At 67.9% G+C, this 24156-nt stretch carries 21 protein-coding genes; 7 read left to right on the forward strand and 14 right to left on the reverse strand.

Going from position 1 to position 24156, the window contains the following annotated elements; all coding sequences use genetic code 11:
• Positions 1–116: 116 nt before the first annotated feature.
• The gene (gene dapE / locus ACQPW1_RS42235; protein ID WP_433658866.1) at positions 117–1217 is read right to left on the reverse strand and encodes a succinyl-diaminopimelate desuccinylase; all 1101 of its coding nucleotides are present in this window, start codon (positions 1215–1217) and stop codon (positions 117–119) included.
• Positions 1218–1540: 323 nt separating this feature from the next.
• Between dapE and dapD the strand changes: the two genes are divergently transcribed.
• Both dapD and ACQPW1_RS42245 read left to right on the forward strand, forming a co-directional pair.
• Positions 1541–2488 (forward strand): 2,3,4,5-tetrahydropyridine-2,6-dicarboxylate N-succinyltransferase, encoded by a 948-nt coding sequence (gene dapD / locus ACQPW1_RS42240; RefSeq protein ID WP_433658868.1) that lies wholly within the window; start codon positions 1541–1543, stop codon positions 2486–2488.
• Between the two features lie 60 nt (positions 2489–2548).
• Positions 2549–2758, forward strand: coding sequence for a hypothetical protein (locus ACQPW1_RS42245; protein WP_433658869.1), 210 nt, complete (start codon positions 2549–2551; stop codon positions 2756–2758).
• On the opposite strand, the gene ACQPW1_RS42250 is transcribed toward ACQPW1_RS42245, so the two are convergent.
• On the reverse strand, positions 2751–4178 hold the full coding sequence (locus ACQPW1_RS42250; protein WP_433658871.1) for an acyl-CoA synthetase: 1428 nt from the start codon (positions 4176–4178) through the stop codon (positions 2751–2753). The genes ACQPW1_RS42245 and ACQPW1_RS42250 overlap by 8 nt on opposite strands.
• Positions 4179–4324: 146 nt before the next feature.
• On the opposite strand from ACQPW1_RS42250, the gene ACQPW1_RS42255 reads away from it, so the two are divergent.
• Together ACQPW1_RS42255 and ACQPW1_RS42260 are read left to right on the forward strand one after the other, a co-directional pair.
• On the forward strand, positions 4325–5179 hold the full coding sequence (locus tag ACQPW1_RS42255; protein ID WP_433658873.1) for an oxygenase MpaB family protein: 855 nt from the start codon (positions 4325–4327) through the stop codon (positions 5177–5179).
• A gap of 98 nt (positions 5180–5277) precedes the next feature.
• Positions 5278–5991 (forward strand): hypothetical protein, encoded by a 714-nt coding sequence (locus ACQPW1_RS42260; RefSeq protein ID WP_433658875.1) that lies wholly within the window; start codon positions 5278–5280, stop codon positions 5989–5991.
• Positions 5992–5999: 8 nt separating this feature from the next.
• Here ACQPW1_RS42260 and ACQPW1_RS42265 read toward each other — a convergent pair whose 3' ends face one another.
• Positions 6000–6632, reverse strand: a complete 633-nt coding sequence (locus tag ACQPW1_RS42265; RefSeq protein WP_433658877.1) for a TetR/AcrR family transcriptional regulator — start codon at positions 6630–6632, stop codon at positions 6000–6002.
• Between the two features lie 153 nt (positions 6633–6785).
• Here ACQPW1_RS42265 and ACQPW1_RS42270 point away from each other — a divergent pair, with 153 nt between their 5' ends.
• Positions 6786–7658, forward strand: a complete 873-nt coding sequence (locus ACQPW1_RS42270) for an oxygenase MpaB family protein (RefSeq protein WP_433658879.1) — start codon at positions 6786–6788, stop codon at positions 7656–7658.
• A gap of 6 nt (positions 7659–7664) precedes the next feature.
• Here the strand turns inward: ACQPW1_RS42270 and ACQPW1_RS42275 are convergent, their stop codons facing one another.
• The 5 genes from ACQPW1_RS42275 to ACQPW1_RS42295 all read right to left on the reverse strand — a co-directional run bounded on the left by ACQPW1_RS42275 (position 7665) and on the right by ACQPW1_RS42295 (position 14800).
• A complete protein-coding gene (locus ACQPW1_RS42275) occupies positions 7665–8573 on the reverse strand; it encodes a proline dehydrogenase family protein (RefSeq protein ID WP_433658881.1) in 909 nt (302 codons plus the stop codon).
• A 52-nt stretch (positions 8574–8625) separates the two neighbouring features.
• The gene (pruA, locus tag ACQPW1_RS42280) at positions 8626–10260 is read right to left on the reverse strand and encodes an L-glutamate gamma-semialdehyde dehydrogenase (RefSeq protein WP_433658883.1); all 1635 of its coding nucleotides are present in this window, start codon (positions 10258–10260) and stop codon (positions 8626–8628) included.
• A gap of 109 nt (positions 10261–10369) precedes the next feature.
• Positions 10370–11515 carry a succinyldiaminopimelate transaminase gene (dapC, locus tag ACQPW1_RS42285; protein WP_433658885.1) on the reverse strand — a complete coding sequence of 382 codons (1146 nt, stop codon included), beginning with the start codon at positions 11513–11515 and terminating at the stop codon, positions 10370–10372.
• Between the two features lie 7 nt (positions 11516–11522).
• Positions 11523–11846: a ferredoxin gene (gene fdxA / locus ACQPW1_RS42290; protein ID WP_107659126.1), complete on the reverse strand. Its 324-nt coding sequence runs from the start codon at positions 11844–11846 to the stop codon at positions 11523–11525.
• A gap of 365 nt (positions 11847–12211) precedes the next feature.
• The gene (locus tag ACQPW1_RS42295; protein ID WP_433658887.1) at positions 12212–14800 is read right to left on the reverse strand and encodes a bifunctional FO biosynthesis protein CofGH; all 2589 of its coding nucleotides are present in this window, start codon (positions 14798–14800) and stop codon (positions 12212–12214) included.
• A gap of 341 nt (positions 14801–15141) precedes the next feature.
• Here ACQPW1_RS42295 and ACQPW1_RS42300 point away from each other — a divergent pair, with 341 nt between their 5' ends.
• Together ACQPW1_RS42300 and ACQPW1_RS42305 are read left to right on the forward strand one after the other, a co-directional pair.
• Entirely contained in the window at positions 15142–15639 is a 498-nt protein-coding gene (locus ACQPW1_RS42300) for a PH domain-containing protein (RefSeq protein ID WP_433658889.1), read from the forward strand.
• A 133-nt stretch (positions 15640–15772) separates the two neighbouring features.
• Entirely contained in the window at positions 15773–17272 is a 1500-nt protein-coding gene (locus tag ACQPW1_RS42305) for a PH domain-containing protein (RefSeq protein ID WP_433665493.1), read from the forward strand.
• On the opposite strand, the gene ACQPW1_RS42310 is transcribed toward ACQPW1_RS42305, so the two are convergent.
• The 6 genes from ACQPW1_RS42310 to typA form a co-directional block, all read right to left on the reverse strand.
• Positions 17269–17667, reverse strand: coding sequence for a hypothetical protein (locus ACQPW1_RS42310; protein ID WP_433658891.1), 399 nt, complete (start codon positions 17665–17667; stop codon positions 17269–17271). The genes ACQPW1_RS42305 and ACQPW1_RS42310 overlap by 4 nt on opposite strands.
• A gap of 17 nt (positions 17668–17684) precedes the next feature.
• Positions 17685–17843, reverse strand: coding sequence for a hypothetical protein (locus tag ACQPW1_RS42315; protein ID WP_364722276.1), 159 nt, complete (start codon positions 17841–17843; stop codon positions 17685–17687).
• A 45-nt stretch (positions 17844–17888) separates the two neighbouring features.
• Positions 17889–19358 (reverse strand): amino acid permease, encoded by a 1470-nt coding sequence (locus tag ACQPW1_RS42320; RefSeq protein WP_433665494.1) that lies wholly within the window; start codon positions 19356–19358, stop codon positions 17889–17891.
• 179 nt (positions 19359–19537) lie between these two features.
• A complete protein-coding gene (gene mshB / locus ACQPW1_RS42325) occupies positions 19538–20413 on the reverse strand; it encodes an N-acetyl-1-D-myo-inositol-2-amino-2-deoxy-alpha-D-glucopyranoside deacetylase (protein WP_433658893.1) in 876 nt (291 codons plus the stop codon).
• The gene (locus tag ACQPW1_RS42330) at positions 20410–22212 is read right to left on the reverse strand and encodes an ABC transporter family substrate-binding protein (RefSeq protein WP_433658895.1); all 1803 of its coding nucleotides are present in this window, start codon (positions 22210–22212) and stop codon (positions 20410–20412) included. The genes mshB and ACQPW1_RS42330 overlap by 4 nt, the downstream gene beginning before the upstream one ends.
• Before the next feature lie 11 nt (positions 22213–22223).
• Positions 22224–24122 (reverse strand): translational GTPase TypA, encoded by a 1899-nt coding sequence (gene typA / locus ACQPW1_RS42335; protein WP_433658897.1) that lies wholly within the window; start codon positions 24120–24122, stop codon positions 22224–22226.
• Between the last annotated feature and the right edge of the window lie 34 nt (positions 24123–24156).

Here is a 24156-nt window from a genome sequence, read left to right on the forward strand (position 1 = left end):
GCGAACCACGCTACCGGGGAGTCGCTGGGGCTACGGACTGGAGCCGAGAAGTCGTCCGACGTTCAGTAGCCCGAGCCGATTGCGCAACCTGGCCCGAGCCGATGGTCGCGGTCGGGTCAGCTCACCGCGCCGGTCAAGTAGTTGCGCAGCATCGCGGTGACGGCGGTGATCTGGTCGACCGGGACGTGCTCGTCGCGCTTGTGGGCGTAGTTGGGGTCGCCGGGGCCGAAGTTCACGGCGGGGATGCCGCGGGCGGCGAAACGGGCGACGTCGGTCCAGCCGTACTTGGCCCGCACTCCGCCGCCGTGCTTGGTCACCGAGGCGACCAGGTCCTTGGCGGCCGGGGCGGTCAGGCCGGGCAGTGCGCCGGGCGCGGAGTCGGTGACCTCGAAGGTGAGCTCGAGGCCCGCGAACACCTCGCGGACGTGTTCGATGGCCTGCTCGACGGTGCGATCCGGGGCGAAGCGGAAGTTCACGTCCACGTCGGCGGCGTCGGGCACCACATTGCCCGCCACCCCGCCGGAGGCGCGCACCGCGGACAGCCCCTCGCGGTAGACACAGCCGTCGATGTCGACCTCGCGGGCCCGATAGTCGGCCAGCCGCTGCAAGATCGGGGCCAGGCGGTGAATCGCGTTGTCGCCCAGCCAGGCTCGTGCCGAATGCGCGCGCACGCCGGCGGTGGACAGCCGAACCCGCAGTGTCCCTTGGCAACCCGCCTCGATCCAGCCGCCGGACGGTTCGCCGAGCACCGCGAGATCACCCGCGAGCCACTCCGGCAGGTCGCGTTCGATATGCCCGAGACCGTTGAACTCCGACGCAATCTCCTCGCAGTCGTAGAAGATCAGCGTCAGGTCGTGCACGGGTTCGGCGACCGTCGCGGCCAGATGCAGGAACACGGCATCGCCCGACTTCATATCGACCGACCCACATCCGTAGAACACCCGCTCCCCCGCCTCGTTCACCGTGAAATGCCCCGGCACGTTGTCGGCGATCGGCACGGTATCCAGATGCCCCGCCAGCACCACCCGCGTCGGCAACCCCCGATTCGTCCGCGCCAGCACCACATTCCCGTGCCGCAACACCTCGAACCCACTCGTCTGCTCCCGCAGCGCCCGCTCCACGAGATCGGTAATCGCCACCTCGTCCCGCGAAACACTCGGGATATCGACAAGAGCAGCAGTCAACGTAATCGGGTCAGCACGCAGGTCGAGGGTCACGTCCCCCACCCTACGACCGTCCTCGGTCGTCCACGGCAGCACCGCCGCGCACCCTTTTGCCCGCCGCGCACAAAGCGGCCATCAATATCGTGCGCACGACGCGAATCACTGCGCAGCACTCCTTCGTGCAGATATCGTTCAGCCGCAGCTAATCAGTGCGCAGGCAGCATCGGCGCACGTTTTTGCCCGGCGCGCACAACACAGCCAGCGATTCCGTGCGCGCGACGCGAATCCGTGCGCGGCGCGTCCGCGGCCCGTGTGGTGCGGCACATGGGTGGAGTGGGCTCACCACTGGTGGCGTCGGGTCGGTAACCTCTGTTGACGTGAGCATTCAGGGAGCAGCAGCAGTCGGTATTGCCAATGTGACCGCGGACGGGACCGTCCTGGACACCTGGTACCCGAGTCCGGAGCTCGGCGAGTTCGCCGAGACGGGGACGAAGCGGCTGGACGACGCGCCCGCGGAGTACGCGGCGCTGCTCGGGTTCGACGAGGCGCGCGGGGTCGAGGTGGTCGCGGTGCGCACCACGATCGCCGATCTGTCCGCCGCCCCGGTCGACGCGCACGACGTCTACCTGCGGCTGCACCTGCTCTCGCATCGGCTGGTCCGGCCGCACGGGGTGAACCTGGACGGCCAGTTCGGGCTGCTCAGCAATGTGGTGTGGACCAATCACGGCCCGGCGGCGGTGGAGGGCTTCGAGACCACCCGCGCCAAGCTGCGCGCCCGCGGCCCGGTGACCGTGTACAGCGTCGACAAGTTCCCGCGCATGGTCGACTACGTCATCCCGTCCGGCGTGCGCATCGGCGACGCCGACCGGGTCCGCCTCGGCGCGCACCTCGCCGCCGGCACCACCGTCATGCACGAGGGCTTCGTGAACTTCAACGCGGGCACCCTCGGCAACTCCATGGTCGAGGGCCGCATCTCGGCCGGTGTCGTGGTCGGCGACGGCTCCGACGTCGGCGGCGGCGCGTCCATCATGGGCACCCTGTCCGGCGGCGGCACCACCGTCATCTCCGTCGGCGAGCGCTCGCTGCTCGGCGCCAACGCGGGCGTCGGCATCCCCCTCGGCGACGACTGCGTCGTAGAGGCGGGCCTCTACCTCACCGCAGGCACCAAGGTCACCACCCCCGACGGCACCGTCGTCAAGGCCGCCGAATTCAGCGGCCAGAACAACCTCCTGTTCCGCCGCAACTCCGTCACCGGCACGGTAGAGGTGGTGCCCCGCAAGGGAACCGGCATCGAACTCAACGCCGCCCTGCACGCCAACGACTGACTCGTCGCCCGCCGAGTGCCGCGCATGCTGGCCTGACGCGCACGTTTCGGGATGCCGCGCATGAGTTCGCTAGCGGATTCGTGCGCGGCAGGCGGATTCGTGCGCACCACGGCAATCATCAGCGCCGCGCACATCCTGGAGCGCTGCCAACAGCTTGGCCTGCTGCGCGCGCTTTGGGCGCCGCGCACGTTTCGGGGCGCCGCGCACGCAATCGCTAGCGGATTCGTGCGCGGCGGGCGGATTCGTGCGCGGCAGGCGCACCTCAGGTGAGGCGCTTCTTCTGGACCTTGCCCATGGCGTTTCGGGGGAGCGAGTCGACTATGCGGATCTCGCGGGGGCGTTTGTGGGTCGAGAGTTGGTCGGCCACATAGGTGATCAGGTCTTGTTCGATGGAAGCCGGTGCGGGGCCGCGTAATACGACGTAGGCGACGATGCGTTGGCCGAGGTCGGGGTCGGGGAGGCCGACTACGGCGGCCTCGGCGACGGCGGGGTGGCCGAGGAGGACGGTCTCCACTTCGCCTGCACCGATGCGGTAACCGCCGGATTTGATGAGGTCTACCGATTCGCGGCCGACGATGCGGTGGAAGCCGTCGGGGTCGATGGCGGCTACGTCGCCGGTCTTGAACCAGCCGTCTTCGGTCCAGCTTTCGGCGGTGGCGTCGGGGCGATTGAGGTAACCGTCGAAGAGCATCGGGCCGGAAACCTGGAGGCCGCCGATACTTTCGCCGTCGTGCGCGACATCGGCGCCGGATTCATCGCGCAGCCGGGTCTGCACGCCGCGCACCGGAGTTCCGACCCACCCCGGCCGACGCTCACCGTCGGCGCGGGTGGACAGGGTGATCATGGTTTCGCTCATGCCGTAGCGCTCGATCGGTGCCTGGCCGGTGAGCTCACGCAACCGCTCGAAGACCGGGACGGGCAGCGGCGCACTGCCGGACACGAGCAGCCGGGCCTCGGCCAATTGCTTTGCGGCGTCCGGATCTTCGACGACGCGCGACCACACGGTGGGCACCCCGAAGTACAGCGTGCCCCGCGCGGCGGCGTACGCCTGCGGCGTCGGCTTGCCGGTGTGCACCAGCGGGCTGCCCACCCGCAGCGGCCCGAGCACACCGAGGATCAAACCGTGCACGTGGAACAGCGGAAGCCCTTGCACCAGAACATCGTTCGCGGTCCAGGCCCACGCGTCGGCGAGCGCGTCCAGTCCGGCCGCGATCGCACCGCGGCTGAGCACAACACCTTTCGGCAACCCGGTCGTCCCGGACGTGTAGAGCACGAAAGCGGTTGCGGCAGCATCGGGTTCGGGATAGGTGTGCCACGACCTGGCATGCACCCGCACCGGCACCACCGGCAACTCGCTCCCCTCGGGCGCCTCCCCGAGCCAGGCCTGCGCCCCGGAATCGGCCAGAATGTGCGCCAGCTCAGCGGTTCCCGAATCCGGCGGCACCGGAACCACGGTCACACCGGCGATCAAGCAACCGACCACCGCGATCACCGTGCGCACAGTCGGTTTGGCGAGCACCGCGACCCGCTCGGCCACGGCGACGCGCTCGGCGACGGAGGTCGCGGCGCCCAGCAGATCGCTGCGCGAGAGCGTCACCCCGTCGATGGTGACGGCATCCGGGATATCCGCACCACCGGCGACGGCGAGCGGATTCAGGGAACTGAGCAGCAACGGCGGACCGAACGACATGCGCCCAAACTACTTCGCCGAACCCACCGCGCCGCCGACACCTCGGCCGATCACAGGTGAATGAACCTCCGATGTGACCGTTGACACACGTGATGAGGCGGTGAGACAGTTCATGCATAGCCTTCTCAATGAGACAGGGGTCAACGATGACCAGGCCACTTCGCGCAACGACGCACGAGACCGAACCGCCGGACGATCTCGACATCACCCAGTTCACCGACGGCATCGCGGGCCTGCTCGGCGGCACGGCGAACGTCATCATGCAGCTCAGCACCCGCCCGGTCGGCTACGGCGTGGTGGAGAGCACCGTCGACAGCGGAAAGGTCATGCTGCACCCGGTCAAACGGTTGCGCACCACAGTCACCTACCTCGCCGTCGCCATGCTCGGCACCGAAGCCGAGCGCGCCGACTACCGCGACGCCGTCAACCGCTCGCACCGTCCGGTGCATTCGACCGCGTCGAGTCCGGTGCGGTACAACGCCTTCGATCCCAGCCTCCAATTATGGGTTGCCGCTTGCCTTTACTGGGGCGCGAAGGACCTGTACGAGCGCATGCACGGCCCGATGGACGAGCCGACCGCCGATGCCTTCTACCGCTACAGCGCCCGCTTCGGCACCACCCTGCAGGTGCGCGCGGACATGTGGCCCGCCGATCGGCAGGCCTTCGCCGCGTACTGGGACAAGCACCTGGCCGACACCACGATCGACCCGCCGATCCGCGACTACTTCAACGACCTGATCGATCTGAAGATGCTGCCCCGACCGGTCCAGCTCGTCTTCGGCCGCCCGCACCGCTTCGTCGTCGCGGGCCTGCTCCCCGCCCACCTGCGCGACCAGATGGGCTGCACCTGGACCGCACGCGACGACCGCGCCCTGGACCGCATTCTGCGCACCATCGGCACCACCCAGACCTGGCTTCCCCGCCAGGCGCGCCTGTTCCCGATCAACGCCTACCTCCTCGACCTGCGCGTCCGCCGTCGCCTCGGCCTGCGCCTGGTCTGACTGGGCAATTGATCAACAACCGCGTGTCGCGAACCCCTTTTCGCTGATGAGAGGTGTTATCTCGAAGGGCACACAGGGGGCCGAGCCAGGAGGAAACGATGGGCTATCGGACTGTTGTGACCGCGGCCGCCGCCGCGGCGACGTACTGCGCGCTGCTCGCGCCGAACGCCTGCGCGGACCCACCCGATCCCTCGGTGGTCCCGCCGCGCACCGCGATCTCCATCCGCTCCACCCTCGGCGCCCACTGGAGCACCGGCAACGAACACGAGTCACGCACGAGCCTGTCGTTGACCAAGCTCTACCTGGCCGACTACGCGCTGCGGCACGGCGACGGCTCCCGCGCGGACCGCGACCTGGCCGAACGCATGATCCGCTACTCCGACGACGGCGCGGCCACCACGATGGAGTCCAAGTATCCACAGGCACTCAAAACCGTTGCGGCTGAATACAATTTGAAGGACACCCACTCAGCTGACGGTTGGGGCGCCGCCTACACCAGCACTGCGGACCTGGCCGATTTCCTCGACGCCAAACTGCGCAACGACCCCAACTCGCCCATCTTCGAATGGATGGCCGCGGCAGGCGAGAACGCCACCGACGGCACCGAACAGGATTGGGGCACAGCACGTTTGCCGTTCGTCCTCGGCACGAAGTGGGGCTGGTCGGACTTCGGCGAACCCGACGTCGCCTCGGCCTCCTACGGCCCAGGCTTCGCGGTGGCGGCGCACACGCACGGCACGGCGACCGAGCAGACCCTCGACATCCTCGCCGCGCTCCCGCTGGCCACCCTCGAACTCTTCGCCGGTCGTTGAGACCGGGGTCAGGGCACCCGGAACGACACCACGATGTGATCGCGCGCGAACTGCCGGATCGCCACCTCATCTTCGAGCGGAATGACGGTCTGCGGCGTCAACGCGAGCGACAACGCGGTGCGCGCGATCATCTCCGCGAGCGGCGCCGGGTCGTACCCGGGCAGCTTGCCCTCCTGCTGCAACCGAGCGATGAACTCCGCCACATAGTCCCGGCCGAGCTCGAGCACCGGCGCACCCTTGATGGTGAGATACGGCAGCACCAGTTCGGGCTCGGTCGCCAGCAGCCGGTGCACCAGCTTGTTGTCCCGCAACCCCGCGATGAACGCGGCGAACAGCTCGACGATCTGTTCCTCGGCACCGGCGTCCCGATCGACCTGCCGCTGCAACGCGGCGTCGACCTCCTCGACGAACTCCCGGGTCTGCCGCAGCCCGACCGCCTCGATCAGATCGGACTTGCTGGCGAAGCGCCGATACAGCGTGGCGAGCGACAGCCCGCAGCGCCGGGCCACTTCGACCATGCTGGTGCGCTTGATGCCGAAGTCCAGGAACGCCAGCAGCGCGGCGTCGAGCACGCGCGCCTGATTGCCGTCTTCCGGACCGGTGCTTCGCACCAACGGCAGCAGTCTGCTCAGCCTCGCCATGGTTTCACCCTATCCGGGTCGCCGAAACGATGACACAAGAAGTATTGCAACGCATCATTGACACAGCTGACGAGGCAATGAGAAGGTGAGTTAAGAACCTTCTCACCGTTCGCTCGTCCGGGATCGTCCGGATACTGAAAGACGAGGTCAACGATGACCGCACCGCTGCGCGCCACCGCACCCGAGCCGGGGCGGAACCAGGCCGAGCTGTCCCTCACGCCGGAAAGCGTCCAGCAGTACATGGACGGCATCGCGGCCTTCCTCGGCGGCACCGCCAACGTCATCATGCAGCTGAGCCTGCGCCCGGTCGGCCGCGGCGTGCTGGAGAGCACCGTGGACAGCGGCAAGGTCACCCTGCACCCGGTCAAGCGGCTGCGCACCACGCTGACCTACATCGCCGTCGCCATGATGGGCTCCGACGAAGAGCGCGTGGCCTACCGCGAGGCGGTCAACGGCTCGCACCGCCCGGTCCACTCCGGACCGCAGAGCCCGGTGAAGTACAACGCCTTCGATCCGAAGCTGCAGCTGTGGGTGGCGGCCACCATCTACTGGGGCATCGACGACCTCTACACCCGCATGCACGGCCCGATGGATCCGGCGACCGCCGAGGCGCTCTTCCAGTACAGCGCGCGGCTCGGGACCACCTTGCAGATGCGGCCGGAGATGTGGCCCGCGGATCGCGCGGAGTTCTTTCCGTGGTGGGAGGAGAACCTGGCGCAGTACCGCATCGAGCCCGCGCTGCGCGAGTACTTCGACGGCATCATCGATCTCGAAATGATGCCGCGGCCAATTCAATTCACCTTCGCCAAGCTGCAGCGATTCATCGTGGCCGGATTGCTGCCGCAGCACGTGCGTGATGAGATGCGGATGACCTGGACCGAACGGGACCAGCGCCGATTCGACCGGCTGCTGCGGGGCATCTCCGTCGTACACACTCGACTGCCGTTGCAGGCACGGATGTTTCCGTTGAACATCTACCTGTTCGACCTGCGCAGGCGGATGCGACTGGGCAAGCCGCTGGTGTAGTGGACTTCAGGACTTGCTGACGAGAGCGCGCAGGAAGAACGTGAGGTTGGCGGGCCGCTCCGCCAACCGCCTCGTGAGATAGCCGTACCACTGACTGCCGTAGGGCACATAGACGCGCACCGCATTGGCCGCCGCCGCCAATCGCAGCTGCTCGGCCTCACGAATGCCGTGCAGCATCTGATGCTCGAATCGACCAGGGCCACGGCCGGTTTCGAGCACGAGCTGTTCGGCGGCGGCGATCGGCACCGGGTCGTGCGAGGCCACCATGGGGTAGCCGTCGCCGCGCATCAGCACTTCCAGGCAGCGCAGGTAGGAATCGGTCACCTCGGACGCGCGCTGGAACGCGACCTCGTGCGGCTCGCGATAGGCGCCCTTGCACAACCTGATTCGCGAGTCGGCCCCGGACAGCTCACGGCAGTCCGCCTCGGTGCGATGCAGGTACGACTGCAGAACCGCACCGAGCCAAGGGAATTCACCACGCAGCTCGCGGACCGTGGCCAGGGTGGCATCGGTCGTGGTGTGGTCTTCGGCATCGACGGTCACCCACACGTCGGCCTGGGCGGCCTTGGCGCACAGGATGCGCAGGTTCTCGGTGGCGATCGCGGGTCCGTCTTCCGGCAATGCCTGTCCGAGTGCGGACAGCTTCACCGATACCTCGACGGGCGGCGCGTCGATTTCCGCCAGCACCGAGCGGTCGAGCGCGGCCAAGTCATTGATCAGCGAAAGGTATTCGGCCACTGTGGCATCGGCTTGGCTCCGGTCAGTGGTGTTCTCCCCGAGGAAGTCCACGCTGACCATTCGCCCACTGTTCAACAGCGTCTGTGCCACCGCGATCAGATCATCCCGGTGCTCCCCTGCCACGAACCGGCGCACGATGTCGGCGGTGACCGGAATAGCGGTGAGCGCACGTTTCATCCGCGGCGACTCCGCCGCCGCGAGAATGAGGGGACGCAGCGGATTCACCGGGTCACTCGCCCATGTGCGGGTAGCGGTAATCGGTTGGTGGAACGAATGTTTCCTTGATCGTCCGCGCGCCCACCCAGCGCAGCAGGTTCAGCGGAGAACCGGCCTTGTCGTCGGTACCGGAGGCGCGAGCGCCGCCGAACGGCTGCTGACCGACCACCGCGCCGGTCGGTTTGTCGTTGATGTAGAAGTTGCCCGCCGCGAATCGCAGTGCGGCACCGGCCTGTTCGACCGCTTGACGATCCTGAGCGAACACCGCTCCGGTCAACGCATACGGTGACGCCGAGTCGACCTCGGCCAAGATGGAAGCGTACGAACCGGGTTCGGCGTCGTCATACACATGCACCGACAGGATCGGCCCGAAGTACTCGGTGACGAAGGACTCGTCGTGCGGATCATCCGACAGCAACACGGTCGGCTGGACGAAGTACCCTTCGCTGTCGTCGTAAGTGCCACCGACCGGGATGGTTAGCCCGGCGTCCCTGGCGCGCCGAATCGCGGCGGCGTTCTTGTCGAACGCACGCCGATCGATCAGCGCCCCACCGAAATTGGACAGGTCGGCCACGTCGCCGTAGGTCAGCCCCTCGGTGAGGTGCAGGAATTCGTCGCCCATCTTGCGCCAGACGGAACGCGCGATATAGGCGCGCGAAGCCGCCGAACACTTCTGCCCCTGATACTCGTAGGCACCACGAATCAGCGCGGCCCGCAACGCATCCGGATCTGCCGACGGGTGCGCGACGACGAAGTCCTTACCGCCGGTCTCACCGACCAACCGCGGATAGCTTTGATACCGGCCGATATTCGCGCCGACCTGCTGCCACAGATGCTGAAATGTCTTGGTAGAGCCGGTGAAATGGATCCCGGCCAGCCGCGGATCGGCCAGCGCCACCTCCGACAGATCGACGCCGTCACCGGTCACCATATTGATCACACCGGGCGGCAGCCCCGCCGCCTCCAGCAACCGCATCGTGTAGAACGCCGACAACGTCTGCGTCGGCGACGGCTTCCACACCACCGTGTTCCCCATCAACGCGGGCGCGGTCGGCAGGTTCCCGGCGATAGCGGTGAAGTTGAACGGCGTGATCGCGTAGACGAACCCCTCCAGCGGCCGATAATCCAGCCGATTCCACACCCCCGCACTCGACTCCGGCTGCTGCGCCATCAGCTCGCGCGCGAAGGCCACATTGAACCGCCAGAAGTCGATCAACTCGCACGGCGCGTCGATCTCCGCCTGCTGCGCCGACTTCGACTGCCCCAGCATGGTCGCCGCGGCCACCGTCTCCCGCCACGGCCCGGCCAGCAGATCCGCGGCCCGCAGGAACACCGCAGCCCGCTCGTCGAACGGCAATGTCCGCCAGCCCGGCGCCGCCGCCATCGCCGCGTCGATCGCCCCCTGCGCTTCGGAGTGCGTGGTGTCAGTATACGTCCCCAGCACATGACTGTGCCGATGTGGCGCGACGATATCGTGCCGTTCCCCGATCCCCGGCCGATGTTTACCGCCGATCACCAGCGGCACCTCGACGTTCTGCGCGGAGATCTCGGCAAGCTTGGCGACCAACAGTTCCCGCTCGCGACTACCCGGTGCGTAGGAGTGCACCGGCTCGTTGCTGGGAGTAGGAACAACCGTGACAGCGTCCATACTTCAGGCTAACGCCCGCCGACGCCCCGCGCCTTTGCCCAGCGTGCGCCCGTAGCGCGTGTCGTCACCGACCGCCCGTCAGCGCTCGGTCGAACACCGCAACAGGGCTCTACACCGCGGCGGTCAGGCGCTCGGCAGCGGCGGCGATCCGTTCATCGGTGGCGGTCAGCGCGATGCGGACGTGTTCGGTGCCGGTGGGGCCGTAGAAGTCGCCGGGTGCGGCGAGGATGCCGCGGTCGGCGAGCCAGTCGAGGGTGGTTCGGCAGGATTCGCCACGGGTCGACCAGAGGTAGAGGCCCGCCTCGGAGTGGTCGATTCGGAAACCGGCCTCTTCCAAGGCTTTTCGCAGTACCTCGCGACGGACCCGGTAGCGCTCACGCTGTTGCGCCTCGTGCGTGTCGTCGCTGAGGGCGGCGGTCATCGCGGCCTGGATGGGGAACGGCACCATCATTCCGGCGTGCTTGCGCACCTCGAGGAGTTCGGCGACCAGGGCCGGGTCGCCCGCGACGAAACCGGCGCGGTAGCTGGCCAGGTTGGAGGTCTTCGAAAGCGAGTGCACGGCAAGGAGGTTCGTGTGGTCGCCGTCGCTGACCTCGGGGTCGAGGATGGAGGGGGCGCCTCTAGGAGCGGAGCCTGCAGAGCGACCAGACGAATCAGTCCAGGTGAGGCCGAGGTAGCACTCGTCGGAGGCGATGACGACGTCGCGTTCGCGGGCGAATTCGACGACCTTGCGCAGGTGGTCGACGCCGAGCACGCGGCCCGTCGGGTTCGAAGGGGAGTTCACGAACATCAGCGCGGGTGTGCGCGGGCCGAGCTGGGTGAGCCCGTCGGCACGCGCGATCTGTGCGCCCGCGAACAGCGCGCCCACCTCGTAGGTCGGGTAGGCGACCTCGGGGATGACGACCAGGTCGTCCGCGCCGAGACCGAGCAGCCTGGGCAGTCCGGCGATCAGCTCCTTGGTGCCGATCGCGGGCAGCACCGCCGCCGGGTCGAGACCGGTGATCCCGTAGCGCCGCTTGAGCGCGTCGACCGCGGCCGCGCGCAGCTCGGGAGTGCCGTGCGTGGCCGGATAACCGGGCACCGCTGAGGCCGAACTCAGCGCCGCGCGGATGAGCGGGTCGACCGGGTCCACCGGGGTGCCGACCGACAGGTCGACGATCCCGTCGGGATGCGTCGCCGCCTTCGCCTTCACCGAAGCGATGGTGTCCCAGGGAAAATCGGGAAGCAGGCTGCTGACCCGGGCACGTGCGGACACGACAGGACTACTCGCTCGCCATCGGCGGCAGTTCCTTGATGAACGGCGGGTCGTGATCGACCTGACCGACCTTGGTGGCGCCGCCCGGCGATCCCAGCTCGTTGAAGAAGTCGACGTTGGCGTTCACGTAACCGCTCCACTGATCCGGGGTGTCGTCTTCGTAGAAGATCGCCTCCACCGGACACACCGGTTCACATGCACCACAGTCCACGCACTCGTCGGGATGGATGTACAGCATGCGACCGCCCTCGTAGATGCAGTCCACGGGGCATTCCTCGATGCATGCCTTGTCCTTCACGTCAACGCACGGTTCAGCGATGATGTACGGCACTGCCGTTCTCCTAGTCTGTCCTCACCTTGCGGGGATAGTCCGCCCAGCGAAACCCTATCCGGACACCCCACGCTACTCCGGGTCAGCCTTGCCTAACTTCAGATGTTCCGTACGCCACGTTCGCGGTGCGAAACCCCGGTCAGGACCAGGCTGTTCGGAGCCTGCCCCACGTCATCGCGGGTCCGGCTCCATCTTTTCGGCAGCTACCCGGCCGGTCCGCCGGATTTTCCGGCATTCCGACCGCGATCCGAATTCGATCGCACCGTCGGGCCTTGCCTATCGCCGAACCCGCCCCGCCTTTCGTCCTCGGCTCGGCTTACCGTCCGCCGACCTGTTGTCGGCGCCTCTGCCGGAAGCCTACGCCGCTACCCGACCGTGAGTGGTAGTGCCGAAACCTTGTGCTGCGGAACGCCGTACGTGGTGGTCCGTTCGCGGGCCGGCCGGCCGATGCCCGCGGCGATGTCCACCAGTTCCGCGACGGTCTTCGCCGAGCCGTGCTGTGAGCCGGCCATCCGGGAGATGGTCTCCTCCATCAGCGTGCCGCCGACGTCGTTGGCGCCGCTGTTGAGCATCACCCTGGTGCCGACGGTGCCGAGCTTCACCCAGCTGGTCTGGATGTTCTCGATCCGCCCGTGCAGCATGATCCGCGACAGCGCGTGTGCGGCCTGGTTGTCCCGGTTCGTCGGGCCCGGTCGCGCGGCGCCCGCCAGGTACAGCGGCGCGCTCTGATGCACGAACGGCAGCAGCACGAATTCGGTGAAACCGCCTGTCTCGTCCTGGATTCCGCGCAGCACGCGTAGGTGACCGACCCAGTGCTTCGGGTTGTCCACGTGGCCGTACATCATGGTCGAGCTGGAACGCAGGCCGATCTGATGCGCGGTGGTGATCACCTCGATCCACGCCGAGGTGGGCAGTTTGCCCTTGGTGAGCACCCAGCGCACCTCGTCGTCGAGGATCTCGGCGGCGGTGCCCGGGATGGTGTCCAGGCCCGCTTCCTTCAGCGCGACCAGCCAGTCGCGAATGCTCTGCCCGCCGCGCGAGGCGCCGTTGACGATCTCCATCGGGCTGAAGGCGTGCACATGCATGGACGGCACCCGCTGTTTCACCGCCCGCACGATGTCGGCATAGCCGGTGACCGGCAGGTCGGGGTCGATGCCGCCCTGCATGCAGACCTCGGTGGCGCCGTCGACGTGCGCCTCCCAGGCCCGGTCGGCGACCTCGTCCATGCTCAGCGTGAACGCGTCGGCGTCGCCCTTGCGCTGGGCGAACGCGCAGAAGCGGCAGCCGGTGTAGCAGATGTTGGTGAAGTTGATGTTCCGGTTCACCACGTAGGTGACGTCGTCGCCGACGGTGTCGCGGCGCAGCTGATCGGCCAGCGCGGCGACTGCCTCCAGGTTCGCGCCGTCGGCCGTGGCCAGCGCGAGGTACTCGGCGTCGCTGAGCCCGGCCGGATCCTTCTCGGCCGCCCGCAGCGCGGCGAGCACCTCGGAATCGAGCCGTTCCGGCGCGACGACCGCGAGGTCGCGGGCCTGTTCGCGGATGGTGTCCCAATCGCCGAAGGCGCCGACCACGTCCTGGCCGATCGCGGAATCGCTGCGGCTCTCGGTGTTGCGGCCCTCGGTGTCGATGGACGTGTTGAGGTCGACGCGTCCGGCGGATTCCCAGGACTGGTCCGGTTCCTGCCAGGGCAGGCCGACCGGCATCGCGTCCGGGTTCGCCAGACCGGTGACCGGATCGCTGAGCGCGGCGACGTGCACGCCGATCCGCGGGTCGATCCACGGGCTGCCCGCGCGCACGTACTTCGGATGCGCGGAGGTCCGCTCGACCAGCTGGTAACCGGCCGCCTCGGTGATCTCGCGCAACGTGTCCAGGTTCGGCCACGGCCGTTCCGGGTTCACGTGGTCCACCGTCACCGGTGACACGCCACCCCAGTCGTCGATGCCCGCATCGATCAGCGCCAGGCAGTCCTCGTGCGACACCAGGTTCGGCGGCGCCTGCACCGGCACGTCCGGGCCGAGCAGCAGCCTGGTCACCGCGATGGTGGCCAGGAACTCCTCGATGCCCGCGTCGGGTACATCGCGCATGGCGGTGTCGTCCTTGGCCCGGAAGTTCTGGATGATCACTTCCTGGATGTGCCCGAAAGCCTTGTGCTGCTTACGAATCGCCATGATCGACTCGGCACGCTCGGTCAGCGTCTCGCCGATGCCGACCAGCAGGCCGGTGGTGTACGGGACCGACAGGCGGCCCGCGTCGGTGATGGCGCGCAGCCGGACCGCGGGATCCTTGTCCGGGCTGCCGTAGTGGCAGGCACCCTTCTCGGTGAACAGCCGGGTGGCGGTGGTCTCCAGCATCATGCCCATCGACTGCGCGACCGGCTTGAGCCGGGAGATCTCCTCCCACGACATCACACCCGGATTCAGGTGCGGCAGCAGGCCGGTCTCCTCGAGCACCATGATCGAGACGGCGCGCAGGTAGTCCAGGGTGGAGTCGTAGCCGCGCTCGTCGAGCCACTGCGCGGCCTCGGGCCACCGATCCTCGGGCCGGTCGCCGAGCGTGAACAGGGCTTCCTTGCAGCCGAGGGCCGCGCCGCGACGGGCGATGTCGAGCACCTCGTCGGGTTCCAGGAACATGCCCTTGCCCTCGGCACGCAACTTGCCCGGCACCGTCACGAAGGTGCAGTAGTGGCACTTGTCACGACACAACCGGGTCAGCGGGATGAAGACATTGCGCGAGTAGCTGATGGTCTTCGGCCGACCGGCCGATTCCAGCCCCGCGTCACGCACTCTGGCCGCGCTGGTACTCAGATCCTTCAGGTCGTCGCCGGTCGCGTGCAGCAGCACCGCGGCCTCGTCCACGTTCAGCGTGACACCGTCACGGGCTCGTCGCAGCGCCCGGCGCATGGCCGATGGAGAAGGGGCTACAGCAGGAATGCTCGGGTTCGGCAATTCGGTCACGCCTCCGCCTCGCTGACGCTCGGCTCCACCGTGACCGGTGGTGCTGTGTCTTTGGTTCCTTCGCTGCGCTCAGTCACAACCTCGATCATGCGCTAACCATCCGGACCTGTCTCCCTCCGATACTGATGAGTGAGCGTAGCGACCAGAACCCACCGGGCGGGGACGCCGCGTTCACCACGGCACCCTGTGACAGCGAGGCACCATGTGAGCGTTGACAACTGCGCGAAGCTCGGGGCTATTCCATCGGCAGCCGCCGGATTCCGCGAATACCGGCGCGGGTGCGCCGCGCCGCACGCGATCGGCGGCCCCCACGGGCCGAACTTCATGGAACCATGGCAGGCATGTCGCAGCCGCGCACGATCATGGCCGATCCGGCCTGGCGCCCCAGTCCGAAGGCGAAACTCTTGTGGACCATCCAGGCCGCCCTGGTCTGGGTGGTTCCGTTCGCGGCGCAGCTCGTCTGGGCTCTGCTCGACTCCGGCAATCGGGGGTGGCAGCTGACGGTGTTCCTGGTGACGCTGTTGCTCGCCGGGCTGAATATCGGTGTGGTGCCGTGGTGGCGGTATGCGGTGCACCGGTGGGAGGTCACCGAGGAGGCCGTGTACACCAGGGTCGGCTGGCTCACCCAGGAGAGCCGGGTGGCGCCGATCTCCCGGGTGCAGACCGTGGATACCGAGCGTGGGCCGCTGGAGCGGTTGCTCGGGCTGGCCACGGTGACGGTGACTACCGCGTCGTCCGCGGGCGCGGTGCAGATCTCCGAACTCGATCTGCCGGTGGCGGAGGAGACGGTGACCCGGCTGACTCGGATCGCGGCGCAGCATCGTGGAGACGCGACGTGAGCGAGCGCAGGCGAGCGAACCATCGACACAGCCTGCCGGATGGCACGACGGAAGCGAGCGCCAGCGAGGTGGAGTCGTGACATCGATTGAGGCGCCGGAGACCGATCAACCGTGGTCGCGGCTGGACAAGCGAATGCTGTTGGTACACCCGGTCACCGAGGTGGTGAAGTTCATCCCGGTGCTGATCGGGTCGGTGATCCTCGGTACCAGCAGCGGTAATCATGTGTGGAGCATCATCCCGCTGGCATTGATCGTCGGGTTCGCGCTCACCCGCTGGTTCACCACCACGTATCGGGTCGGGCCGACCCATGTCGAGCTGCGCACCGGGCTAGTACAGCGCAAGAAGCTGGCGGTGCCGCGGTCCCGGATCCGGTCGGTGGACATCGAGGCGGACCTGCTGCACCGGCTGCTCGGGCTCGCGGTGCTGGCGATCGGCACTGGGCAGCAGGCGGATTCGGGTGAGAAGTTCAAATTGGACGCGCTCGACGCGCGTTTGGTGCCCGACCTGCGGGTCGCCCTGCTCGCACACACCGGTGGCGCGCCGCAAAGCATTGCCGGACAACCTGTTTCGTTGGACAAGGCGACCGCCGAGAGCCCGGGCATGCAACCCGGCCGCGAGATCGCGCATTGGAATCCGGCCTGGGTTCGTTACGCGCCACTGTCTTTGACGGGTTTCGCGATCATCGCGCCGATCGTCGGTCTGGCGTTCCAGTACGGCGTCGGCCAGGTGCTGTTCCGCTCGGACGCGGTGCAGCGTGTGGAGAACGGCGGTGCGGCGCTCATCGCCATCGGCACCATCGGACTGATCGTGGTGATCGTGCTCATCGTCAGCCTCGCCGCCTGCGCGCGTTATCTGACAACGTATTTCGGCCTGCGCGTCATCGATGACGGCCGGACTTTGCACCTGCGTCACGGCTTGTTCACCACCCGTCAGATCACCCTGGATCTGGCCCGCTTCCGCGGCGCGACAGTGAACGAGCCGCTGCTGCTGCGCCTGGCCGGTGCGGCCGAGCTCGAGGCCATCATGGTCGGCGCCAGCCCGCGCCAGAAGATTCTCCCGCAGGCACCGCGCACCGCCATCGAGCACACACTGAGCCACCTGCTCGCGCCGAACGAGTTCCAGGACAAGGGTTTTGCCTCGCCCGCCGCGGGTCCGACGCCCGGTAGCGCGCCGCTGATCGCGCACGGCCCGATCGCCCGCCGCAGGCGGCACACCCGCACGCTGGCGCCCATTGCCGTGGCCGCGCTCGTCATGCTGATCTTTTCGATTGCGGGCGCGGACTTTTCGCCATGGTGGTGGCTGGCGCCCGTGCTGTTGGTTCCGGTCGCGATCGCGCTGGCGGAGGACCGCTATCGCGGCCTCGGCCATACGGTTCTTCCCGAAACCGCCACCAGTCCGGCCTGGCTGATCACTCGGTCGGGCTCCCTGGGCCGCGATCGCGACTGCCTGGAAGCGCCCGGCGTGATCGGCTGGACCGTCCGGCAGTCGTTCTTCCAGCGCCGCGCGGGCGTCGCCACCCTCGTCGCGGCCGCCGCCGCGGGCAAGAAGCGCTATCACGTGCTCGACATCCCGCTCGACGAAGCCTGGGCCCTCATCGACGCGGTGACCCCCGGCCAGCTGGGCAGCCGCTAACGCCTGCTGAACAACCCGGAATTGACGCGGATGTAGATGTACACCAGCGGCGGCACCAGACCGCAGAACAGCAAAAGCACTGTGCGCCAGTCGCTGGCGAGCATGATGTCCCCGCCGGGGCCGGTGCTCGCGCAGATCAAGAACCCGAAAGTCCATGCGGCCAAAGGCAGGAACATCGCGGCGGTGCGCTGGGAGACCGCACGCACGCCGAGCACCAGCAGGATGTTCACCACACCGGCCAGCACCCCCGACAAGGGAAACGCGGTACTGCCGAAGTAGGTGGGCAGGTACAGCACTTCCAGTGCGAGCGTGATGAAGGCATCGATCACCAGAACCGCGAGGATGAGCGGTGCCAACCAGGCCGCCGGGGCGGGCGGTGACTCGCGGTAAGTCACGGGCTCGACGGCCGCCCTCACGGCACCGGTGGGAAGCCGAGGAGGGTCAGCAGGTGACTCTGCATATCGACGAACCCGTACAGCACCGTCAGATACAGGTCGTGTTGCGCCTGCCAGTTCGGCTTCATGCTGTCGACAAACGCGACAATCGCGTCCTGGACCGACCAGTTGTACATGAGAGCGAGTCTATTCCGACGCTGCCGCGGCCGGGACCCGCATGATCACTTCTCGCCGTCGATCGGGATGTTGGCCACCACCGGGAACTCGCCGGTGTAGCCCATCCGCTCCTCGGCGATGGACAGCACCCGCTTACGCGCCACCAGCCAGCCGACGATCAGCATCGGAATGATCAGCACCAGAGAGGCCACGGTCCAGGTACCCACCGGATAGTCGAAACCGGTCAGCACCACCACCAAGAACAGGAACACCAGCGTGAGCAGTCCGGTGTAGGGCGCGCCGAACATCCGGAACGACGGCCGCTCCGCCTTGCCCTGCTTGCTCCACCGCCACAGCTGCAACTGACACAGCACGATGGTGGCCCAGGAGGCGACGATGCCGAGCGAGGCCAGGTTCAGCACGATCTCGAAGGCCCGATCCGGCACCACGCCGTTGAGCGCGATGCCGATGAGCGCGATCAGGCTGGTGAGCAGGATACCGCCGTAGGGAACGCCGTTGCGCCCCATCACGCCGGTGAACTTCGGCGCGCTGCCGTTCATCGACATGGACCGCAGGATGCGCCCGGTCGAGTACAGCCCGGCGTTGAGGCTGGAGAACGCGGCGGTGAGCACCACCAGGTTCATCACACTGCCTATGCCGGGCACGCCGAGCATGGTGAAGAAGGTGACGAACGGGCTCTCCTTGGCGGTGTACGCCGTGTACGGCAGCAGCAGGCCGAGCAGCACCAGCGAGCCGACGTAGAAGATGGCGATGCGGGCGATCACCGAGTTGATCGCGCGCGGCATGATCTTGGCCGGGTTCTCCGTCTCGCCCGCCGCCGTGCCGACCAATTCGACCGCGGCGTACGCGAACACGACACCCGAGACCACGACCACCAGCGGCAGCACGCCGGTGGGGAACAGGCCGCCGCTGTCGGTGATGACGCTCGGCCCGGTCGGGTTGCCCTGCACGGTGAATCGGCCGATGAGGAAGATCGTGCCGACGATCAGGAACGCGCTCAGCGCGAACACCTTCACCAGCGCGGCCCAGAACTCCATCTCGCCGAACCATTTCACCGAGATCAGGTTGATGCTGAGCACCAGGACCAGCGCGATGAGCGCGAGCAGCCACTGCGGGATGCTGCTGAACCCGGACCAGTAGTGGAAGTACTGGGCGATCGCGGTGGTGTCGGCGATGCCGGTCATCGACCAGTTGAGGAAGTACATCCAGCCGGCCACGAACGCGGCCTTCTCGCCGAAGAACTCACGCGCGTAGGAGACGAACGACCCGGACGACGGCCGGTGCAGCACGAGTTCACCGAGCGCGCGCAGGATGAGGAACGCGAAGAATCCGCAGACGCCGTAGACCAGGAACAGGCCCGGCCCCGCGTTGGCGAGCCTGCCGCCCGCGCCGAGGAACAGCCCGGTGCCGATGGCGCCACCGATGGCGATCATCTGCAGCTGCCGCGGTTTGAGACTCTTGTGGTAACCCTCGTCCTCGAGGCTGAGGTGAGCCTTGTCGCCGACCGCCGTCATGAACCGCTTCGCCCTCCACATCGATGAATTCGAGATCACGGGAACGGTACCCGGCGAAAGTTTTCGGGGTAACAGCAACCCTCAAGCTACGAATACTCGCAGCTCAGGGCACATTCGGAGATTATGCCGCAATACGGCAGGAACTGCGGAAGGCCAGCCGCGCCATCGATAGAAGTTCGTTATTCGAGGCCAGCGAACAGATCATGTTCGCGGCCGTCCGAACCGACCGGACCCCGGCGACCGCGCACCAGGACATAGCACTCCTCCGGCAGTACCGGCTGAGCAACATCGTTGGAGAGGGCGAATTCGCGGCCGTCCGGCGCCAGCGTGAGCTGGGTGGCGTGTGCGCGCAGCGCGGCGCGTTTGGCGGCGAGCGCGTCGGAGACGTCGATGGTGGTCGTCACGGTGCGGCTCGGCACGCTCGCGAGTTCGCCTTCGGCGGGCAGCCGCCAGCCGGGCGGCAACCGGCCGGGCAGCGCGTCCACGGTGCGCTTGGCCAGCGCGGCGGTGTGCTGACGCAGCATGTCGGCGTCGGTGACGGTCCAGTAGAACTTCGGCGTGTCCCAGCCGCGCTCGGCCGCGGAAGTTACTGCGGCCGTGGTGATCTGGTGGGCGCGAATGTGGTCGGGATGGCCGTAGCCGCCGTTCGGGTCGTAGCTGATCACCACCCGCGGCCGCAGTTCCAGGATCACCTCGGTCAGCGCCTGCACTGCTTCGTCGCCCGACTTCACGAACACTCCCGGCTTCTCCGCCGCCGGAGTGCCTGCCATGCCGGAGTCGCGCCAGTGGCCCGCGCCGCCGAGGAAGCGCGGGGGCGCGGCATCGAGGGCCTGCAATGCCCGGGTCAGTTCGAGGATGCGGTAGCCGCCGAGTTGATCGGCGCGGTCGGCGGTGAGCTGGGCCCACTCGTCGCCGATGACCTCACCCTCTTCGCCCAGGGTGCAGGTCACCACGGTCACCGGCACGCCGCGGCGGCGATAATGCGCGATGGTGCCGCCGGTGGTGATGGTTTCGTCGTCCGGGTGCGCGTGCACCAGCAGCAGACCGCCGGTCATTGGATCTTGCGCCACTGTCCGGCGTCGCCGAAAATGCCGACCTGGATGCTGCCGCTGAGCGACGCACCGTCCACTCGCGGACCGGCCGCGGCGACGACGTTGTCCTGCACGATCGGCAGCACGGTGGCCAGCTCCCACAGCTTCGGCTCGGCGTCGGCGAGCACCCGGCCGGTCTCGATGCCGCGCAGCGCCTCGTCCATCGGCAGTTGCAAGGTGGGGTCACACACCCCGGACAGGTTGGCGGGCGCGCGGCGCGCCGGGTCCGAGCTCGGCTGTGACGTGCCTGCGGTGCCGGTGCCGAGTTCCGGTGGCGGGCAACCGTATCGGGACGCGAGGGCGGTGGCCGGATCGGAACCGGCCCGCTCCCAGCCGACGACCGCGTCGATCGTGCCTTCGACGAGTTCACGCCCGTACAGCTGATCGGCGGAGACGCTGCGCACCGTGGCATCGATTCCGGCACTGCGCAATTGGTCGGCGGCGGTATTGGCGACCGCGATGGCGGTGGTGTCGCCCTCGACCGCGCCGATCCGAACCGTCAGGGATTTACCGTTTTTCGCGACCGGCCGCGGTGTCGGCGCGGGCGAGGTCGGCGAGTTCACCGGCGGCGGCTCCGGCGCACGGCCATAGCCTGCCTCCGCGAGCAACGCGAAGGATTCCTCGGCGGGTGGCCGAGGCGGCGAGGTCGGGCCGTAGCCGGGGTCGGACGGCGAAAGTATCTGTGCGCGAGCCGGTTCCACCCAGCCACCGGTCTGCGCGCCGACCGTCGCCAGCAGCGCCGGATCGAGCAGGGCGAGCACCGCACGACGGACCCGGATATCGCTCACCGGACCGGATCGGGCGTTGAGCGCGAGTTGCAGCACCCGTGACTGCGGCATGATCGCGGTGCGCACCGACGGAATGGCGGCCAGTTGCGCCTGGGTCGCGACACCGCCGTGCACCAGCGTCATCTGAGCGTCGTTGGTGCGCAACGACTCTGCCAGTTGCGCGGGCGTGCCACCGCGCCGCAACAGGATCTCGTCCGGCGCGGCCGGGGTGCCCCAGAACCGGGCATTGCGCTCGAGCAGGATTTCCTCGCGGCCGCGGTCGATGTTCTTGATCGCGAACTGCGCGCCGGACACCCGGATGCTCTTCACCCAGCCGTCCTGGAACCCGCCGGGCGAGTCCTTCATCAGGTGCGAGGGCAGCAGATTCGTGAACAGCTGCCGCCAGGCCGGGAACGGCTCGCGCATCGTCACCGTCACGACCTTGCCGCCGCCCGCCGAACCGATGTCGGTGATCAGCCGGTAACCGGCCGAGTCGACCACGCCCGGCTGCGAGATCATCTGCTGCCACAGGAACTGGAAGTCTTCGGCGGCGATCGGCGCGCCGTCCGACCAGTTCGCCTCGTTGCGCAGCGTGTAGGTGATCGTGAACGGTTCCTGCGGCGTGGCCGCTTCCGGCGGGGTGGCGTCGGCCGTCGCGATCAGCGAGGTATCCGGCACCCAGTCGGTCGCGCCGGGCGCCACCGGGCTCGGCACCGGTCGGAACGGGCTCGGCAGCACCATCGAACTCAGCGCCGCCGTGGCGGGCGACTGGTCCGAGCGCAGGTGCGGATTGAACCCGATGCCGATGGTGTCGATCGCGACGACCACGGTGGCCTTGCCCGGCTTGGCCGGCGTGGTCTTCGGGCTGTCGGTGCTCTCGATCGGCGGTGGCGGGTTCGCCGTGCAACCGGCGAACACCGTCAACGACGCCGTCACGATGATCAATAGTGCGCGCCACGTGGCGCGATTACTTGCCCCCGAGCTCACGTTGCGCACTCTACCGCGACTTACAGCGCGGCCCGGTCCCGTGCCTTTCGACGCGACAGTTCGCGCCCACGCTCGGTCGCGCCCAGGATCACCTTGCGCACCCGGACCACCTCCGGCGTGACCTCGACGCACTCGTCATCGGCACAGAACTCCATCGCCGCTTCCAGGTCCAGCTGCAATGGCTTGGCCAGCGTCTCGAACACATCGGCGGTCGCGCTGCGCATGTTGGTCAGCTTCTTCTCGCGCGTCACGTTGATGTCGAGATCCTCGGCGCGCGGGTTGATGCCGACGACCATGCCCTCGTAGGTGTCCGCGCCCGGCTCGACGAAGAACTGGCCGCGATCGGAGAGCTGGATCATCGCGAACGGGGTCACCGAGCCCGCCCGGTCGGAGACCAGCGCGCCGGTGTGCCTGGCCCGGATCTCGCCGGCCCACGGCGCGTAGCCGTGCGAGACGGCGTTGGCGATGCCGGTGCCGCGGGTGTCGGTGAGGAAGTCGGTACGGAAACCGATCAGGCCGCGCGACGGGACGATGAACTCGATCCGCACCCAGCCCGCGCTGTGGTTGGCCATCTGCACCATCTTGCCCTTGCGGGCGGCCAGCAGCTGCGTGACGGCGCCCAGGTACTCGTCCGGGCAGTCGATGGTCAGCTCTTCGTACGGCTCGTGCACCTTGCCGTCGACCAGCCTGGTGACCACCTGCGGCTTGCCGACGGTCAGCTCGAAGCCCTCACGGCGCATCTGCTCGACCAGGATGGCCAGCGCCAGCTCACCACGGCCCTGCACCTCCCAGGCGTCCGGACGGCCGATGTCGAGCACGCGCAGCGAGACGTTGCCGACCAGTTCCTGGTCGAGACGCGACTTCACCATGCGCGCGGTGAGCTTGTGGCCCTTCACTCGACCGACCAGCGGCGAGGTGTTGGTGCCGATGGTCACCGAGATGGCGGGCTGGTCGACCGTGATGTGCGGCAGCGCGACCGGGTGCTCCACGTCGGCGAGGGTGTCGCCGATCATGATGTCCGGGATGCCGGCGATCGCGACGATATCGCCCGCGATCGCGATCTCACCCGGCTGACGCTCGACGCCGACGGTCTGCAGCAGCTCGGTGATCTTGACGGTCTTGACGCCGTCGGCGTGCATCCAGGCGACGTTCTGGCCCTTGCGCAGCTCGCCCGCGTAGATGCGGACCAGCGCGAGGCGGCCGAGGAAGGCCGAGGCGTCGAGGTTGGTGACGTGCGCCTGCAGCGGTGCGTCCCGGTTGCTCTTGGGCGCCGGGATGCTCTCCATCAGCACGTCGAACAGTGCGTCCAGGTTCTCCGCGTCCGGCTCGTGGCCGTTCTCGGGACGCTCCTTGGACGCCTTGCCCGCGCGGCCCGAGGCGTAGAGCACCGGCAGGTCGAGCGCGAGCTCGGCGGCCTCGGCGGCCGAGTCGTCCAGATCGGAGGCCAGGTCGAGCAGCAGGTCGTGGCTCTCCTCGACGACCTCCTCGATCCGGGCGTCGGGACGGTCGGTCTTGTTGACCACCAGGATCACCGGCAGCGACGCGGCGAGTGCCTTACGCAGCACGAACCGGGTCTGCGGCAGCGGGCCCTCGGAGGCGTCGACCAGCAGCACGACGCCGTCGACCATGGAGAGGCCGCGTTCGACCTCACCACCGAAGTCGGCGTGGCCTGGTGTGTCGATCACGTTGATGACCGTGACGGAACCGTCCGGGTGGTGCTTATGCACCGCGGTGTTCTTGGCGAGAATGGTGATGCCCTTCTCGCGCTCCAAGTCCCCGGAATCCATCACCCGGTCAACGAGCTCGGCTCGCTCGGCGAAAGCGCCGGACTGGCGGAGCATGGCGTCGACCAGCGTCGTCTTACCGTGGTCGACGTGGGCCACGATGGCGACGTTGCGAAAATCGCGCGCAGACGACACGCTGAATCCTCCTGCTGTTAGGTGTAGGTACCGG

Source organism: Nocardia sp. CA-128927 (assembly GCF_050955855.1).
Lineage (GTDB): Bacteria > Actinomycetota > Actinomycetes > Mycobacteriales > Mycobacteriaceae > Nocardia.